The organism is Terriglobales bacterium (assembly GCA_035567895.1).
Taxonomy (GTDB): domain Bacteria; phylum Acidobacteriota; class Terriglobia; order Terriglobales; family Acidobacteriaceae; genus Gp1-AA112.
Genome location: DATMPC010000009.1, coordinates 111,671 through 126,948, shown reverse-complemented (window position 1 = coordinate 126,948; position 15,278 = coordinate 111,671). Strand labels below are relative to the sequence as shown.

15 protein-coding genes are annotated in these 15,278 nt (G+C 56.1%); 9 read left to right on the top strand and 6 right to left on the bottom strand.

Features of this window, described 5'->3' with window-relative positions; genetic code table 11:
- Window positions 1–27: 27 nt before the first annotated feature.
- The 9 genes from VNX88_02390 (at window position 28) to VNX88_02350 (ending at window position 9,442) form a co-directional block, all read left to right on the top strand.
- Window positions 28–1,962 carry a RecQ family ATP-dependent DNA helicase gene (locus VNX88_02390; GenBank protein ID HWY67481.1) on the top strand — a complete coding sequence of 645 codons (1,935 nt, stop codon included), beginning with the start codon at window positions 28–30 and terminating at the stop codon, window positions 1,960–1,962.
- Between the two features lie 473 nt (window positions 1,963–2,435).
- Window positions 2,436–2,915: an ATP synthase F0 subunit B gene (locus VNX88_02385; protein ID HWY67480.1), complete on the top strand. Its 480-nt coding sequence runs from the start codon at window positions 2,436–2,438 to the stop codon at window positions 2,913–2,915.
- Window positions 2,912–3,730, top strand: coding sequence for a hypothetical protein (locus VNX88_02380; GenBank protein HWY67479.1), 819 nt, complete (start codon window positions 2,912–2,914; stop codon window positions 3,728–3,730). The genes VNX88_02385 and VNX88_02380 overlap by 4 nt, the downstream gene beginning before the upstream one ends.
- Window positions 3,731–4,270, top strand: a complete 540-nt coding sequence (gene atpH / locus VNX88_02375) for an ATP synthase F1 subunit delta (GenBank protein HWY67478.1) — start codon at window positions 3,731–3,733, stop codon at window positions 4,268–4,270.
- 64 nt (window positions 4,271–4,334) lie between these two features.
- Window positions 4,335–5,876, top strand: a complete 1,542-nt coding sequence (gene atpA, locus VNX88_02370) for a F0F1 ATP synthase subunit alpha (protein ID HWY67477.1) — start codon at window positions 4,335–4,337, stop codon at window positions 5,874–5,876.
- Complete coding sequence (gene atpG, locus VNX88_02365; GenBank protein HWY67476.1) at window positions 5,876–6,919, top strand: ATP synthase F1 subunit gamma; 1,044 nt, start codon at window positions 5,876–5,878, stop codon at window positions 6,917–6,919. The genes atpA and atpG overlap by 1 nt, the downstream gene beginning before the upstream one ends.
- 6 nt (window positions 6,920–6,925) lie before the next feature.
- A complete protein-coding gene (atpD, locus tag VNX88_02360; GenBank protein HWY67475.1) occupies window positions 6,926–8,368 on the top strand; it encodes a F0F1 ATP synthase subunit beta in 1,443 nt (480 codons plus the stop codon).
- Between the two features lie 5 nt (window positions 8,369–8,373).
- The gene (gene atpC / locus VNX88_02355; GenBank protein HWY67474.1) at window positions 8,374–8,802 is read left to right on the top strand and encodes an ATP synthase F1 subunit epsilon; all 429 of its coding nucleotides are present in this window, start codon (window positions 8,374–8,376) and stop codon (window positions 8,800–8,802) included.
- 214 nt (window positions 8,803–9,016) lie between these two features.
- Window positions 9,017–9,442 carry a Spy/CpxP family protein refolding chaperone gene (locus tag VNX88_02350; protein HWY67473.1) on the top strand — a complete coding sequence of 142 codons (426 nt, stop codon included), beginning with the start codon at window positions 9,017–9,019 and terminating at the stop codon, window positions 9,440–9,442.
- Window positions 9,443–9,855: 413 nt separating this feature from the next.
- Here VNX88_02350 and VNX88_02345 read toward each other — a convergent pair whose 3' ends face one another.
- The 6 genes from VNX88_02345 to VNX88_02320 form a co-directional block, all read right to left on the bottom strand.
- A complete protein-coding gene (locus VNX88_02345; protein HWY67472.1) occupies window positions 9,856–10,284 on the bottom strand; it encodes a hypothetical protein in 429 nt (142 codons plus the stop codon).
- The gene (locus VNX88_02340; protein ID HWY67471.1) at window positions 10,284–11,183 is read right to left on the bottom strand and encodes an MBL fold metallo-hydrolase; all 900 of its coding nucleotides are present in this window, start codon (window positions 11,181–11,183) and stop codon (window positions 10,284–10,286) included. The genes VNX88_02345 and VNX88_02340 overlap by 1 nt, the downstream gene beginning before the upstream one ends.
- Complete coding sequence (locus tag VNX88_02335) at window positions 11,153–11,350, bottom strand: hypothetical protein (GenBank protein HWY67470.1); 198 nt, start codon at window positions 11,348–11,350, stop codon at window positions 11,153–11,155. Before VNX88_02335 ends, VNX88_02340 begins: the two co-directional genes overlap by 31 nt.
- An 85-nt stretch (window positions 11,351–11,435) precedes the next feature.
- On the bottom strand, window positions 11,436–12,284 hold the full coding sequence (locus VNX88_02330; GenBank protein ID HWY67469.1) for a 3-hydroxybutyryl-CoA dehydrogenase: 849 nt from the start codon (window positions 12,282–12,284) through the stop codon (window positions 11,436–11,438).
- Window positions 12,285–12,353: 69 nt separating this feature from the next.
- Window positions 12,354–13,313, bottom strand: coding sequence for a hypothetical protein (locus tag VNX88_02325; protein HWY67468.1), 960 nt, complete (start codon window positions 13,311–13,313; stop codon window positions 12,354–12,356).
- Window positions 13,310–15,214 carry a M1 family metallopeptidase gene (locus VNX88_02320; protein ID HWY67467.1) on the bottom strand — a complete coding sequence of 635 codons (1,905 nt, stop codon included), beginning with the start codon at window positions 15,212–15,214 and terminating at the stop codon, window positions 13,310–13,312. The genes VNX88_02325 and VNX88_02320 overlap by 4 nt, the downstream gene beginning before the upstream one ends.
- Window positions 15,215–15,278: the final 64 nt, after the last annotated feature.

Genomic DNA, 15,278 nt, shown 5'->3' with positions numbered 1-15,278 from the left:
TAAAAGAGTCTCTCTAAAAAACCGCACATGAATTCAAATTCCGCGATCTTGACAGCGCTGCAGCGATATTGGGGCTACGATTCTTTTCGTCCCTTGCAGGAGCGCATAGTTTCCAGCCTGCTCGCCGGTCGCGATACGTGCGTTGTGATGCCGACCGGTGGTGGCAAGTCCCTCTGTTATCAGCTGCCCGCGGCGATGCTGTCTGAGAAGACGGTGATCGTAATCTCGCCCTTGATCGCCCTAATGCAGGACCAAATTGCGCAGCTCGCCCAAATGGGGATTCCTGCCGCGAGTCTCAATAGCTCGCTTGCCGGTAGCGAACAGAACAAGACAGTGCACGATGCCACACAGGGACGCTTCCGTCTGCTCTATCTCTCGCCCGAACGACTCGCGCGCAAGGACACGATCGAGTGGTTAAAACGTGTGCCGGTTTCGTTCTTCGCTATCGACGAAGCACACTGCATTTCCGAATGGGGACACGAGTTTCGCCCGGAGTACCGGCAACTCAGCGCCTTGCGCCAGCATTTTCCTGATCTGCCGATCGCAGCCTTTACTGCGAGCGCAACCCGACAGGTACGCCACGATATCATCGCACAGCTCCGACTAAGGAATCCTGACAAGTACATCGCCAGTTTTCATCGTCCCAATCTGAAATACCTCGTGAAGCAGTGCCAATATGGCACACAGGACGCGCTGCTCCTGCAGGCGCTGCGTCAGTACTCAGGAAGCAACATCATCGTTTATTCACCTACGATCAATCGGGTGGAACAGACGGTCGATTTTCTCGAGGAGCGAGGCATTCCCGCGGTTGCATATCACGGCAAGATGGATAGCGACGCGCGTCGACGGAATCAGGAGCGCTGGATGTCTGACGACGTGCGCGTGCTGGTCGGCACCATTGCTTTCGGGCTGGGAATCAATAAAGCCGCCGTGCGCGCAGTGATTCACTTGTCGCTTCCGAAATCGATCGAGCAGTACTACCAGGAGGCAGGACGTGCCGGTCGCGATGGGCTGGCCGCTGACTGCCTGCTGCTGTGGCAGGCCCGCGACGTTGGTCTGCTCACCTACTTCATCGAACAAATGAGCGACGCCGCGGAAAAAGAGCGCTCCTGGCAGCGATACCACCAGATTCGCCGCTTTGTCGATGAGGGAAAGTGCCGTCATCTACAGATTTGCTCGCACTTCGGCCAAACTCCAAAATGGAACACTTGTGGCGCATGCGATGTGTGCGGTGCCGAGCCCGCCTGGTTGAGAATGGCGGAGCCAGTAACGACTAAGAAACGTGGCAGATATGTCCTACCGGTGCAGGCGGCCACGGAGCTGGAGGCGCCGAATTCGGCATCGGCCGATCCATCCGCAAAGCCGGAGCCGGATGTTGATTACGACCTCAGTGACTACCTTCGCGAGTGGCGGAGGAATGCAGCACGGCAGCAGGGAATCGCTGCGTTTATCGTGATGCACGACACTACGGTCGAATCACTGTGCCGTATTCGTCCCACGAACCTGATGGAGCTTCGCCGGGTTCATGGCTTCGGCGAGCGCAAGATCGAGCTGTACGGCAGGCAGATACTCGACGCCTTGCGTCGATTCAACGAAGGCGCGCGTGCCACAGACAAGCCTCAGAATAAGCGATCGAAGCCTGCCGCAGAGACTCTGGGCCTCTTGGCTCAAGGACACACGCTGGCCGAAGTGGCGGCCATCCGCGGGCGCCAGATCGGCAGTGTTGTTACGCTCGTCGCGGAGATGGTCGAAGCCCGGAAGGTGCAGTTTCAGCGCAACTGGGTGGGGGAGCAGAAGGTAACAGAGATCGAAGCGGCTTGCGCCAAGGTTGGGATGGAGCGACTGAGGCCCATCAAGGACGCTCTCCCGGCCGAAGTTACCTTTGAAGAAATCCGGCTTGTCGTAGCCGACTTAAAGTCGCGACCCGCACCGCGGAACAGCGCGAAATCCGCCGAAGCATAGTTGGTGGGCCTCTCTCACTCCAGGTACTGTCATCCCTCACTCCGCAGCAAGGCCGTTTTATGCGTCCATAACTCCGAACGCGGAGTGGGGATCTGCTTTCTCTCAATGACGAGAAAAAGCAGGTCCCCCGCGTCCGCCGCGGCGGACGCGAGGGATGACAGTTTGAGAATGCTGTCGGGATCTCAAATCTAGGACAATCGTTCGGCTGGAAATTAAATAGGCCCGCGGCCGAGAAGCGGTGACATTCCTTGGCCACGAGCCCATTCGATCCTGAATCGGATCGGAGGTGATACCCCTTAGTGTCCGCCTCTCAGGAGCCCATGTCAAGGAAAGTCGAGAGCTACGCAACTTTAATTTCACCTAGAGTCTCAACGCTTTATCGGCTCGATTGCCGTTTGACACTCGCAAAAACCGAATGTTAGCTTAAAGAGTTGTCGATCCCATCCCCGGCGAGACAATAACCACCCAAGTTAATGGACGCGACGCTCAGACAACTAGGCGAACTTGCGCTCGGAGCAATCCCGACCATCATCCTCTTTGTTTTCACGTGGATTCTCTATCGTGTCATCGTGCACAACGCGCTTGCGAGCGCTTTAGCTGAGCGCCGCAGCAAGACCGTAGGCGCTGCCGAGAAGGCCAAAGCCGATATTGCCGCTGCGGAGCGGAAGGCGGCGGAATATGAGGCTAAGGTTCGCGACGCCAGGCTGGCGGTTTTCAAGCGTCTGGAGAAGCTCCGTCAGCAGATTCTTGAGCACAAGACGGTTGCTATTGCTGAAGCGCGAGTAGCCGCCGAAGGGCGAGTCAATGCCGCTCGCGCTGAAATCATGAAAGAAACAGAAATCGCAAAAGCTCTGGTGCACTCCGAGGCCTCGGCGCTGGCGCAGGAGATCATTCGTGCCATCCTGCGCACGGGAGCAGCTCTCAAAGAGCCAGCCGTCGGCGGTCGCAGATGAAGAATATCTCGCGCAAGTTCGGCTTTGTGCTGCTACTGATTGCGTCCCTTTCGCTCAGTAGTGCTGCGCTGCAACAATCCCAGCCAAGTGCTCCGACTTCCACGGCACCAGCTTCGGGATCAGGTACGGATGCGGCCGCTAAGCCCGAGTCATCCACCCCCAACCAGGAAGTGACGCACGCTGCAAACGAAGCCGCGGGACGAACGCCACAGGAATCCGCAGCTGGGGAGCCCTCTGCAGGCAGGGAAGAACCCAAGGACGAAGAAGCGGCGTTCAAGTATTCGGCGGCAGTGCGTGGCATTGCCAGAATTACAGGCCTTTCGCTGACAACCGCTTACTGGGTCTGCGTGGTGATCAACTTCGCCATCATCGCGCTGTTCGTTCTTTTCGTTATGAAGTCAAAGGTTCCCGCGATGTTGCGCAATCGCACTCAGGAAATCCAGAGGGGAATAGAGGAAGCGCGACACGCCAGTGAGGAGGCCGGTCGCAGGCTCCGTGAAGTAGAGGCTCGGCTCTCTCGGCTGTCTTCGGAGATCGCAGACATGCAGAAGCATTCTGAGGAGGAAGCGCGGGCCGAAGAAGATCGCGTTCGTGCTTCGATCGAGGCCGAAAAACAGAAACTCCTCCAGGCTGCTGAACAGGAAATCACGCAAACCGTCAATACGGTGCGTCGCGACCTTCAGAAATACGCCGCAGAGCTGGCGGTGTCCTTCGCCGAAAAGGGAATTCGCGTGGATGCGAACTCAGACAAGGCGTTAGTTGAAGATTTCACCGAGCAGCTTGGCGCGGATGCCCGCAGAAATGGTGGTCGCTAAATGGCATCCTTCGTTGGAGTTTATGCGCGTGCCCTCGCTGATGTAGTGATCCATCGAAACATCGATGCAAATCGGGTCGCTGCTGAGCTTAACTCGCTGGAAACGTTTTTGCGGGAAAGCGCGGAGCTGCGGACGATCTGGGATACTCCCTCACTTTCCAGCGAGCAGAAGTTGAAACTTCTGGATGCGATTGCCAGGAAGGCAGGGCTTCTGCCTGAAATTCGCAACTTCACCGCGATACTGATATTGAATCGTCGCATTCATGCCTTCGACCAGATCGTCAAAGAAGCGATTGCGCAGATTAACGAGCGGCTCGGAATTGCTGACGCCGAAATCGTAAGCATCCGTGAGTTAGGCGCGGAAGAGAAACACAGACTGGAAGCGCAGGTCGCCAAAGCTACGGGCAAGAAATTGAGGGTTCGGTATTTGCTCGATCAAGGATTAATGGGCGGCGTGCTCGTGAAAGTCGGAAGCACCGTCTACGACGGCTCGGTACGCGGGCAACTGCGCCGCATGAAAGAGCAACTGGCAGCAAGCTAGGCACGAACAGACATAATCGCCTCGAGCAATCCAACGGTTACTCATCACTTTAAGAGTTTAGAAAATGGCACAAATCAAAGCAGACGAAATTACAAAGCTCATTCGCGAGCAAATCGAGAATTTTGAATCGAAAGTTGCCGTCGACGAAGTCGGCACGGTGATCTCGCTCGGCGACGGCATCGCTCGCATCTACGGCCTCGACAAAGTCATGGCCGGAGAATTGATCGACTTCGGCCACGCCGTAACCGGAATCGCCATGAACCTGGAAGAAGACGAGGTCGGCTCTGTGCTCATGGGTGAGTACACGGAGATCAAAGAGGGCGACGAGGTGCGTCGCACCGGGAAGATCATGGCGGTGCCTGTTGGTGAAGCCATGGTCGGTCGTGTCGTGAATTCCCTCGGGCAGCCCATCGACGACAAGGGCCCGATTACGACCAAGAACACCATCCCAGTCGAACGTATCGCGCCCGGCGTCATTGATCGTCAGCCAGTGCGTGAGCCCATGGCCACTGGTATCAAGGCCATCGACTCGATGATTCCCATTGGTCGCGGACAACGCGAGCTGATCATCGGCGACCGCCAGACGGGCAAGACCGCGGTTGCGCTCGACACCATCATCAACAACAAGGGCAACAATCTGATCTGCATCTATTGCGCGATCGGTCAGAAGCGTTCTTCGATCGCCAACGTGGTGAAGACGCTTACCGAATACGGTGCGATGGACTACACGGTTGTGGTGGCCGCCTCGGCGTCCGAACCTGCTCCCATGCAGTACATCGCTCCTTACGCCGCATGCGCGATCGGCGAGTACTTCCGCGATAACGGGAAGCACGCGCTCGTGATCTATGACGATCTGTCGAAGCACGCTGCGTCGTATCGCGAGATATCGCTGCTGCTGCGTCGTCCCCCAGGGCGCGAAGCCTATCCGGGAGACGTTTTCTATCTTCACTCACGGCTGCTGGAGCGCGCCTCGAAGCTTTCCGACAAGCTGGGCGGCGGATCGCTCACAGCCCTGCCAATCATCGAGACACAGGCCGGCGACGTTTCTGCTTACATTCCGACCAATGTGATCTCTATCACCGACGGCCAAATCTTCCTCGAGACCGACTTGTTCAACTCTGGCATTCGTCCGGCCGTCAACGTCGGTATCTCGGTCAGCCGCGTCGGCGGATCGGCGCAGATCAAGGCCATGCGTCAGGTCGCCGGATCGATGAAGTTGGAACTCGCTCAGTATCGCGAACTAGCAGCCTTCGCCCAGTTCGGTTCCGATTTGGACAAGGCCACGCAGCAACAGCTAAACCGTGGTCAGCGGCTCACTGAGCTGCTCAAGCAGCCGCAGTTCTCGCCCCTGCCATTCAGCAAGCAGATCCTCGCGATTTATGCCGGCACGAATGGCTATCTCGACGACTTGCAGGTCTCGCAGGTGCGTGAGTTCGAAGAGGCGCTATACAAGTACGTCGATACGACGAATCCGGGCCTCCTCAACCAGATCATGGAAAAGAAGACGCTCGACGACAGCATCAAGAAGGAAATGGATCGTCTGATTAAAGAAGTGAAGCAGGAGTTCCTCGCTCAGCGTCAGGCGGTTGGGGCAAAAGCTAGTTAATGGCAAACGTTCTCGATTTACGACGCCGCATTCGCAGCGTGCAAAACACGAAGCAGATCACCGGAGCCATGAAGATGGTTTCGGCGGCGAAGCTGCGTCGCGCACAAGAGAAGGCATTGGCGGCGCGTCCGTATGCGCAAATGCTCGTGAACGTCCTGAAGTCTCTGGTTTCGCGCGCCGAGATTTACGACCCCATAACCGGAGAGCCGCGTCATCCCTTGCTGGAGCGTCGTGAAGCGAAGAACATCCTGCTCGTTGTCATCAGTGGCGACAAGGGATTCGCAGGAGCTTTCAACGCCAACGTCATCAAGGCGACCAATCGTTTTCTTGAAACCGAAGCCGGGAAGAACGTCGACATCATCGCCATCGGCCGTAAGGGACGTGACATGCTCCGCCGCCGTTTTCCTTACGCTCAGGCTGGGAGCGAAGAGGGCGAGTACAAGCGGGTCGCGCCGGTAGAGATCGTAGGCGAGCAGGTTGGCGTGCTGAACAAGCTGGAGTTTGGACAAGCTCGCGATCTCGCCGAAGAGATCATCAAGCGCTATGCCCGCAAAGAAGTCGATGCAGTCTTTCTCGTCTACAACGAGTTCAAGTCGGTCATCGCGCAGAGGCTGGTGGTCGATCACGTGCTGCCGATCGTGAAGATCGGCGAGCAGGACGTGGAACAGGTAGATCAGTTCACGCTTGAAGAGCGGCAGAAGGCGGCCGAGGCTGCTGCTCGCTCCGGAGTCGGAATCCGAGCACCTGATACGTCGGCTGTCGACGAGCGTGCAGCGAAATTCGGGACCGGTGACTACATCTACGAACAGTCGCCGGAGCGCCTGTTCCACGACCTGCTGCCGCGCTACTTGTCGATTCAGATTTATCGTGCACTACTCGAGTCCGTTGCAGCCGAGCACGCCGCGCGTATGACAGCGATGGATTCGGCTACTAACAACGCGTCGGACATGATCGATGCATTGACGTTGACTATGAATCGCGTCCGTCAGGCATCGATCACCAAAGAAATTATCGAAATCGTTAGCGGCGCAGCCGCTCTGTAAGGACCTATGGCACAGAACATCGGAAAAGTGATTAAAATCTCCGGCCCTGCCGTTGATATTCAGTTTGAAGAAGCCAAAATGCCGCCGATCTATCAGGCGCTGCGCATTACCAGCGAAGGTTTCAACGTGCCGGAGCCCGTCAGCATCATTGTCGAAGTGCAGCAGCACTTGGGCGAAGGCCGCGTTCGCTGTGTCGCCATGGAAGCCACAGAAGGCATGGTGCGTGGCATGAAGGCCATCGACCTTGGCGGTCCCATTTCGGTACCGGTAGGAAAGGCGACTCTGGGGCGCGTGATCAACGTAATCGGCGAGCCGGTAGACAAGCTCGGTCCGCTGAATGCGACCGAGAGATGGCCCATTCATCGCCCCGCTCCAAGCTTCGAGGAGCAATCGACTTCAGAAGAGATGTTCGAGACCGGAATCAAGGTCATCGACATGATCCAGCCGTTCTTGAAGGGCGGCAAAATCGGACTGTTCGGCGGCGCCGGTGTCGGCAAGACCGTCGTCATCATGGAGTTGATCAACAACGTCGCCAAGCAGCACGGTGGATATTCAGTATTCGCTGGTGTGGGCGAACGTACTCGCGAGGGCAATGACCTCTGGCTGGAGATGAGCGAGTCGGGCGTTATCAAGCCTGGCGACAGCAGCGCCTCAAAGGCTGCACTGGTTTACGGTCAGATGACGGAGCCGCCTGGAGCGCGTCTGCGCGTGGCGCTAACTGGACTTACGGTCGCCGAATACTTCCGCGACAAAGAGGGCGCGGACACGCTGCTCTTCATCGACAATATCTTCCGCTTCACGCAGGCAGGATCTGAAGTCTCCACGCTGTTAGGACGTATGCCTTCCGCCGTGGGGTACCAGCCCAACCTCGCGACCGAAATGGGAGAGCTGCAGGAGCGGATCACCTCTACCAAAAAGGGTTCGGTGACCTCAGTGCAGGCTGTATACGTGCCCGCTGACGATCTTACCGATCCCGCGCCGGCCACGACCTTCGCTCACCTCGATGCAACCACCGTGCTCTCGCGTCCATTGAGCGCGCTAGGTATTTATCCGGCAGTCGATCCGCTGGCGTCTACATCGCGAATCCTTACTCCGCGTGTGGTGGGCCAGGAGCATTACGACGTGGCGCAAGGTGTGAAGAAGATTCTGCAGCGCTACAAGGATCTGCAAGACATTATCGCCATTTTGGGAATCGACGAGCTTTCGGAAGACGACAAGATCACGGTAGCCCGCGCCCGCAAGGTCCAGAAGTTCTTGTCGCAGCCCTTCCACGTAGCCGAGCAGTTCACCGGCTACAAAGGACGCTACGTTAAGGTTCAGGACACGGTCCGCAGTTTCAAAGAGATCATCGAAGGCAAGCACGACGACGTTCCTGAGCAGGCGTTCTACATGAAGGGTACGATCGACGAGGTTCTCGAAGACGCTCAGAAGATGAAGGCCGCAGCATAGTAGTCATGGCAGACACGTTCCAAATCGAAATCGTCACTCCGGAGCGCTTGCTTGTAAGCGAGCAAGCCACCGAAGCGCAGATACCGGGAACGTCGGGATATCTCGGCATTCTGCCCGGCCACGCTCCCCTCATTACCGAACTGCGTAGTGGCGAGCTTAACTATCGCCGCCCGGATGGCAAAATAGAACGCCTTGCTCTTCATTGGGGCTTTGCCGAGGTCTTGCCGGATAAGGTCACGGTTCTTGCCGAACGTGCCGAGAAAGCAGCGGACATCGATGTGGAAGGCGCGAAACGTCAGCGCCAGATGGGCGAAGAGCAGCTCAAGGATCCCAACGCAAACAAGGAAGAGGCGCTGCGTCTGATTGAGCGTGCCAAAACCCGCCTTGAGGTAGCTGGCCGCCATGACAGCAGCATCCTGAACATGGTCCCGTAGCAGCATCTCCGCATTTCCATGCCGCCGTCGAGGGCGGCATTTTTTGTTTTCAAAACAGTTGCTTGGGTCTCGAGAAGGTGATCCTGAGCTGCCGCTCAAGGGTTCTTAACCCTTTGAAATTAAGATAGAAAGCAGCGAGAAGATCCAGCTCCGGTCGCGCGGTTTTCCACAACTTCCCGGTCTCGCATGGGTTTTCATCCCACAGAGGTGATCGATGAAGTCAAACCGTTTTTTCACATTCATTCTGTCTGGAGCTATGGTGCTGCCGATGGCAGCTCTGGCGCAGACAGCCAGCACGGCCAGCGGTGACAACGCGGCTCAAACCCAATCAGAAAAGCGCGGAGAACGCGGAGAAAGGTTCGCAAAGGAATTGAACCTGACTCCTGAGCAGCAAGCCGACTTGAAGAGCATCCGCGAGAACATGAAGCAGCAGGCGCAGGCGATCAAGAATGATTCCTCGCTGACTGCGGACCAGAAGAAAGCCAAGTTCAAAGAGCTGCGCAAGAGCTCTCATGAGCAGATGATGGCGAAGCTAACTCCGGATCAGCAAGCAAAGTTCAAGGAGATGAAGAAAGAGCATCGTGGACATCATCGCCATGGACGAAAGGGCGAGGCCGCTCCAGACAAGACGCAGAGCTAAGTTCTGAAACTGACGTCGAAGCTAGCTAGCAAGAAAAGCCGTTCTGAAAATGGACGGCTTTTTTGTTGCGAGCGTTCAGCCGCCAGCACTCAGCATTCAGCCGTTCAACTTACTTGCACGGCGCGAGCATCACGGAACTTCGAGAGGCTGAATGTTAAGTGCTGATCAACCAGTGATAGCCCTTCCCGGCTAAAAAAAGGTGACTACACCGTCAAGGACGTGCACAAAAAAATTCACAGCTGATTCGCTGTTATTCACTGTTCCCAAAACACGAATTCCAATGACTCTGGGAAAAACCAGTAACAGTGGAGTTATTTCTAAAAAAATCACTGTTAATTTCACTGTTCTTCGCTTGGGTGGGCCTCAACAGTTGAGCGGCCGAATGCTGAGTGCTGACGGCTGAGTGCTTCTTTCTACTGCCGATTTCCAATGGCGGGAATCCGTTCTCGTATTTCAGGTGGGAGTTTTGCTTGAATGCGGCGAGCGCCCATTATGGCGGCATCCTGGATCACGACCGGAGCAGGTGTGGCGAGAGCCACAATAAGCCAAACGAGGCTGGAAAAAGCAAAGCCGGCTAAAGCGATGAACTCCAGCAGATGCGCGTGGTTTGGATCGTAGTGGCGGATCGCGCCGAACGCGATGAGGAAGAGCGCAGCAGAGACTGTCGCCACTGCGATCAGGCCGATATCAATGGTGCGATGTAGGCGCTGGCGGGCGCTGCAATGGACACATTCGGCGAAGTGCTGTTCGTAGTCGCCGCGCATCTCAGAGGCGATGCCAGAGATGTCGTATCGCCAGCCTGCGAGAATGTCGCCTACTACCTGATCAACGCACTTTGACATCAAAAACGAATCGCTTCCATCGGTTCTGTCTGAGAAGCGAGCACCAGCCGGTTCTGGATCAGATTCAGCCGGCCTCCAAGAGCGCGCTCTGCCGACTGCAGTGCCAGTTCGGGATGGTTGTTCGACTCCGACAAATGTGCCAACACCAGGAATGCTGCTCCTCCATCATAGTCGTTGCAGAAGAAATCCGCGAGAGAGTCGTTGGAAAGGTGGCCAACGCGCGACATGACCCGCTGCTTCACCGACCAGGGGTACGGCCCGCCGCGCAGCATCTCAAGATCATGATTCGATTCAAGAACCAGGGCATCGCATCCACGCAGATGCATCTTGATGTTCGCTGCCATGTAGCCCAAATCGGTGGCCATAGCGATTTTTAGACCTTCGGTACGAAAGACGAATCCCACGGGATCGACTGCATCGTGCGGAATCGTGAACGGAAGGATCTCGATATCGCCAATCTGGAACTTGACTCCAGCGCGGAAATGCTCGCAGCGGTCCAGATGAGCCTTATCGTCATCTTTGTAGAGCGGAGCCTGCCGAGTTGCCGGTCCGCGCACCCAACGTTGCCACTGTTGGTGAGTGTGTCCAGTGATGTAAACAGGAATCTTCAGTCTCCGCGCCAGCACCGCGAGACCGGAGATGTGGTCCTGATGCTCGTGCGTGATCACAATCGCCGACAGCTTGGATGGATCCTCGCCCGCGCGATGCATGCGACGAAGCGTTTCGCGGCAGGAGATGCCAGCATCGATAAGGATGCTAGTGCCCGAACTGGAGAGGACAGCGGTGTTGCCACGCGAACCCGAGGCCAGCACCGTCATACGGACCATGGAGCGAAGGATAGTCGAAAAGCCTGTGGATGCGCGAGTAATTATTCGAGTGGCAGCACGTTCTTCCTGCATCCTGAGATCTCGGAATTGTCATCCTGAGGCCCGGCGTTGGCCGAAGGATCTCCTGTGATGATTCGGACGTCCATGCGGCGTCGCGGCTGTTTGGCGAAGACCCTCGTGAAAGTGCCAGGATGCAGCAAGTAAGCCTTATTCACTCCGGGAGATCCTTCGGCCAACACCGGACCTCAGGATGACAGATTAGGATTGAGGCCGGAATATCCAAGTGTTTTTTGACCGGACGCGCACCAGCGCGCCCAAGACCCTCTAGTAGCGATAGAACCCTCTTCCACTCTTCTTACCCAACCAACCTGCATCGACCATCTTCACCAGCAGCGGACACGGTCGGTATTTCGGATCGCCCAAGCCTTCATGGAGAACGCGCATGATATCGAGGCACACATCAAGCCCGATGAAGTCCGCCAGAGTAAGTGGCCCCATCGGATGCGCCATTCCCAATTTGAATACTTCGTCGACTGCCTGTGGAGTCGCAACGCCCTCCATGACGGAGTACATTGCCTCGTTTAACAGTGGCATGAGCACTCGGTTCGAAACAAAGCCGGGAGCGTCGTTTACTTCTACGGGCGTCTTGTCGAGCTTTTCCGCTAATTGCTTTGTCAGTTGATAGGCTTCATCCGAAGTAGCAAGACCGCGGATCACCTCTACCAGCTTCATGATTGGCACAGGATTGAAGAAGTGCATGCCGATCACTTTGTCGGGCCGCCGAGTCAGTGCGGCGATCTTCGTGATCGATATCGAGGAAGTGTTGCTGGCAAGGACGATCTCTGGCTGGCAGATGCGGTCAATGTCGCGAAAAATCTCCGATTTGACTTCGAACTTCTCAGTCGCAGCTTCGATGACAAAGTCACATTCTGAAAGAGCCGTGCGGTCCACTACTCCGCGAATGCGGGCAACGGCCGCAGCGCTGTCTTCAGCACTGATCTTGTTCTTCGCAACTTCACGCTCCAGGTTCTTGCGGATCGTAGCCAGGCCACGATCCAAATATTGCTGCGCCATTTCGCAGAGGACTACGTCATAACCGCTCCGAGCAAGCACGTGAGCGATGCCGTTGCCCATCGTTCCCGCGCCGATGACGCCTACTTTACGGATTTCCACAGAGTCGTTCTCCATCGATGAGTCTGGACCAGAAAGCAAACTGTCGAGTCTAGCAAAGCGCCACGCGAGCTACTGTGAAAGAGGGACCTCAGGAATCGCAGATTCCGGCGGCAGGGGTTCAAGAGACACAAGCTCAATAGCAGCAGCGAGCGGAGTATGCCGCTGATACCAAGCGGCAGTAAGAGCACGTTGCCACCACCGCAGAACGAGGAGATAGCCAAGCGTTGACTGCAGAATAAGGAAACTGACGATCACTTGAGATGCGGGAGCCGCTACCCACCAGAGGTAAATGCCAAGTGCAACTAGGAGTGACGTCAGGATCCCCAGCAACACATAACTCCCGTAGAGTCGAGCCGCGCGTCGCGCCGACTTGAATCCATAAGCGATGCTCGAGCGGATGCCGGGCGTGCCGTTTGCAACCAGCTGCGTTTGTGCAAGGTCGAACCACATGCGCACCCAGAGCAGAGCCAAAGCTTCAATCAATAGCATCCCGGTTTGGAGCGCCAAGGCCGCTTGGCGATTGGCCGAGTTCTCTGTGGCAACATCCAAAGCTGTCCGGATAGCATGCAAAATGCCACCAGCTAGTCCCGCAACCAAAACAAACACGAGGGCAATGCGAACCATCTTCCAGAAGTTCTCGCCACAGGCCGCATAAAAACGAGGTCGATCAACCTGCTGCGCCGCCAGGAATTGGGTAATGATTCCGCCAGTAAGGAATAGCTGCAACACAACGAAGAGTCCAGCGAAAACCAGTGCAACTGGGACTTGGGAGTATGGAGCTATTTCCGGCTTGTTGATGAGTTCGAGGAATACTCCGAGATCGAATCCATGAGCGAGGCGTTCGGAATAGAGACTCGAGCCTGTGACAGCTCCGATTCGGGATGACAATCCAAATGTTGTAGACCAACCCAAGAGGAGATTGGCGGCGTACAGAGTAATCAAGTGACGCTTCGATGTGGCAAGACGTTTTCCTCCATCGACGAGGAGCCATCTTCCTCCATCGACGAGGAGCCATCCACTGGCTTTCATGCCATCCACCCCAGAACCTGCGCGATCAACTGCCAGAAGCTCATCCAGTAGTTGCTGAGCTTGCGGCGCACACGCCCAGTGGACATGTCGGCGAGTCGGCCGTTGTTGAAGAAATCCACGTCGAGCCACACCTTGTGATCGGGATCGACCTCTGCGGAAACTAACTTGGCTTTCTTGTCATAGCTGAATCGCGTCCAGCGATCTTTGCCGTCCCAGTGTTCGCGCAGATGTGAACCATCCTCGAATTTGAGTTCGATTTCGACGGGGAGTACAAACTCGCCCTTGCGATGCACCATGACCTCGCTGTGATAGTTCGCGCTGGCGGTCCTGTCGTCGTACCAGTTGCTGGGCCATGACGCGGCGCTCGAGACTTCATAATCCAGGACCTGAGTACCGTAGATCGCCTGATTGAAATACCATCCCAGGTCTCGACCGGAGACTTCTTCGACGATCCTCAGAAACTCGGCTCCACTGGGATGTGTGAAGCGGTAGCGCTCGAACCATGCGCGCAGCGCACGTTGCATTGTGTCCTCACCAATCAGGCTTTCGAGAGTGAGCAGCGCGCAGCTAGTTTTTCCATACGTCATGTCACCATACGAACGCTCGCTGGCGAACTGAAATGCGTAGCGCGCAATTGGATCGAACCTCGGGTTCCTCTGATAAGACAAATGCTGTTCCTCTGCGTCCCCCCAGGTGATGCGCTTTCCATTTACCAGGCTGCGATCCTTGCCATACAAGGCGTCGAGTGTCTTAATTTCGGTATAGGTGTTGATGCCCTCGTCGAGCCACGCCTCCTCGAATTCATTAGTGGCAACCATGCCATACCAATACTGGTGTCCGAATTCATGCGCAACAACGGTTTCCGGCACCAGAAAACTATCCGGCATGTACCACGTGGTATCTGCTGTGATGAGCGTGGGATATTCCATGCCACCGGCACGAACGCTCGCCGGATCCACAATCGTGAGCTCCTCGTATGGATATGGCCCATACCATCGGTCAAAGAGCTCCATCGTGCGTTTGGCGATCGTGTTGTAGCGCGGGCCCTGCGCGGCGTTCTCCGGCTGCATCAGAGTGCGAATGCGGACTGGGCCGGAGCTTCCTGTGAACGTATCTTCGAAGATCTTGTATCTGGGATCGGCGGTCCAGGCGAAATCGTGGACATCTTCTGCATGAAAGGCAAGCGTTTTTGTGCCGTTTGAGTTGTTCAAACTCGATGTCTGCGCGCCAGTCGCTCCGACGATCTGATCTTGTGGAAGCGTTAGCTTCACGTCGAATACTCCAAAGTCAGCGAAGAACTCCGTAGTCTCATGAAACTGATGGCAATTCCATGCACCATGCCACCACACGCCCACTTTGGGAAACCACTGGGCTCCCATGGTGAAAGTTCCTTTGTAGCCGGTTCGTGCTACGACTTCGGGAAACTTGTCATGGAACTGGATACGGAACTCTACCGACCCTCCCGGCGGAATCGCCCGTGGAAGTTGCACTTGCGCCACCGTGCGGTCGTCCGGATTGTGGTCATCCGGAGATACGAATTGCAGTTTTGTGGTCAGATCGCCCTGGCCGACCACTTCAAACTTCTTGATCTCAATCGCACCGAGGTAGCTCGACTTCCATTCCTCATCCCGGTAATCGCGATGTGCCTCGCGTGTAAAAGTGGAGTTCGGTTGAAACGCGTTTAGATAGAGATGAAATGGAAAAGTCGATTGCGGCTGACCGGAAAGATTTTTGTAAGTGAGGATCTCTGTAGCGTCCAACGTGTGCGACTTGGGGTCGTAGGTCGCATCGATGGTGTAATGCACTACGCGATTGGATAGGGGAGCGTTATTCTGAGTAGCCTCTGCAGAGCCAGCGAATGAGAAGGCGAACAGCAGTGGCGCAAGGATCCCTGGTTTCATCGAACGGACATTCTACTCGCGGCTTGACTACTTAAACGGCTGGCATGAGAGGTTGCTTTAAATC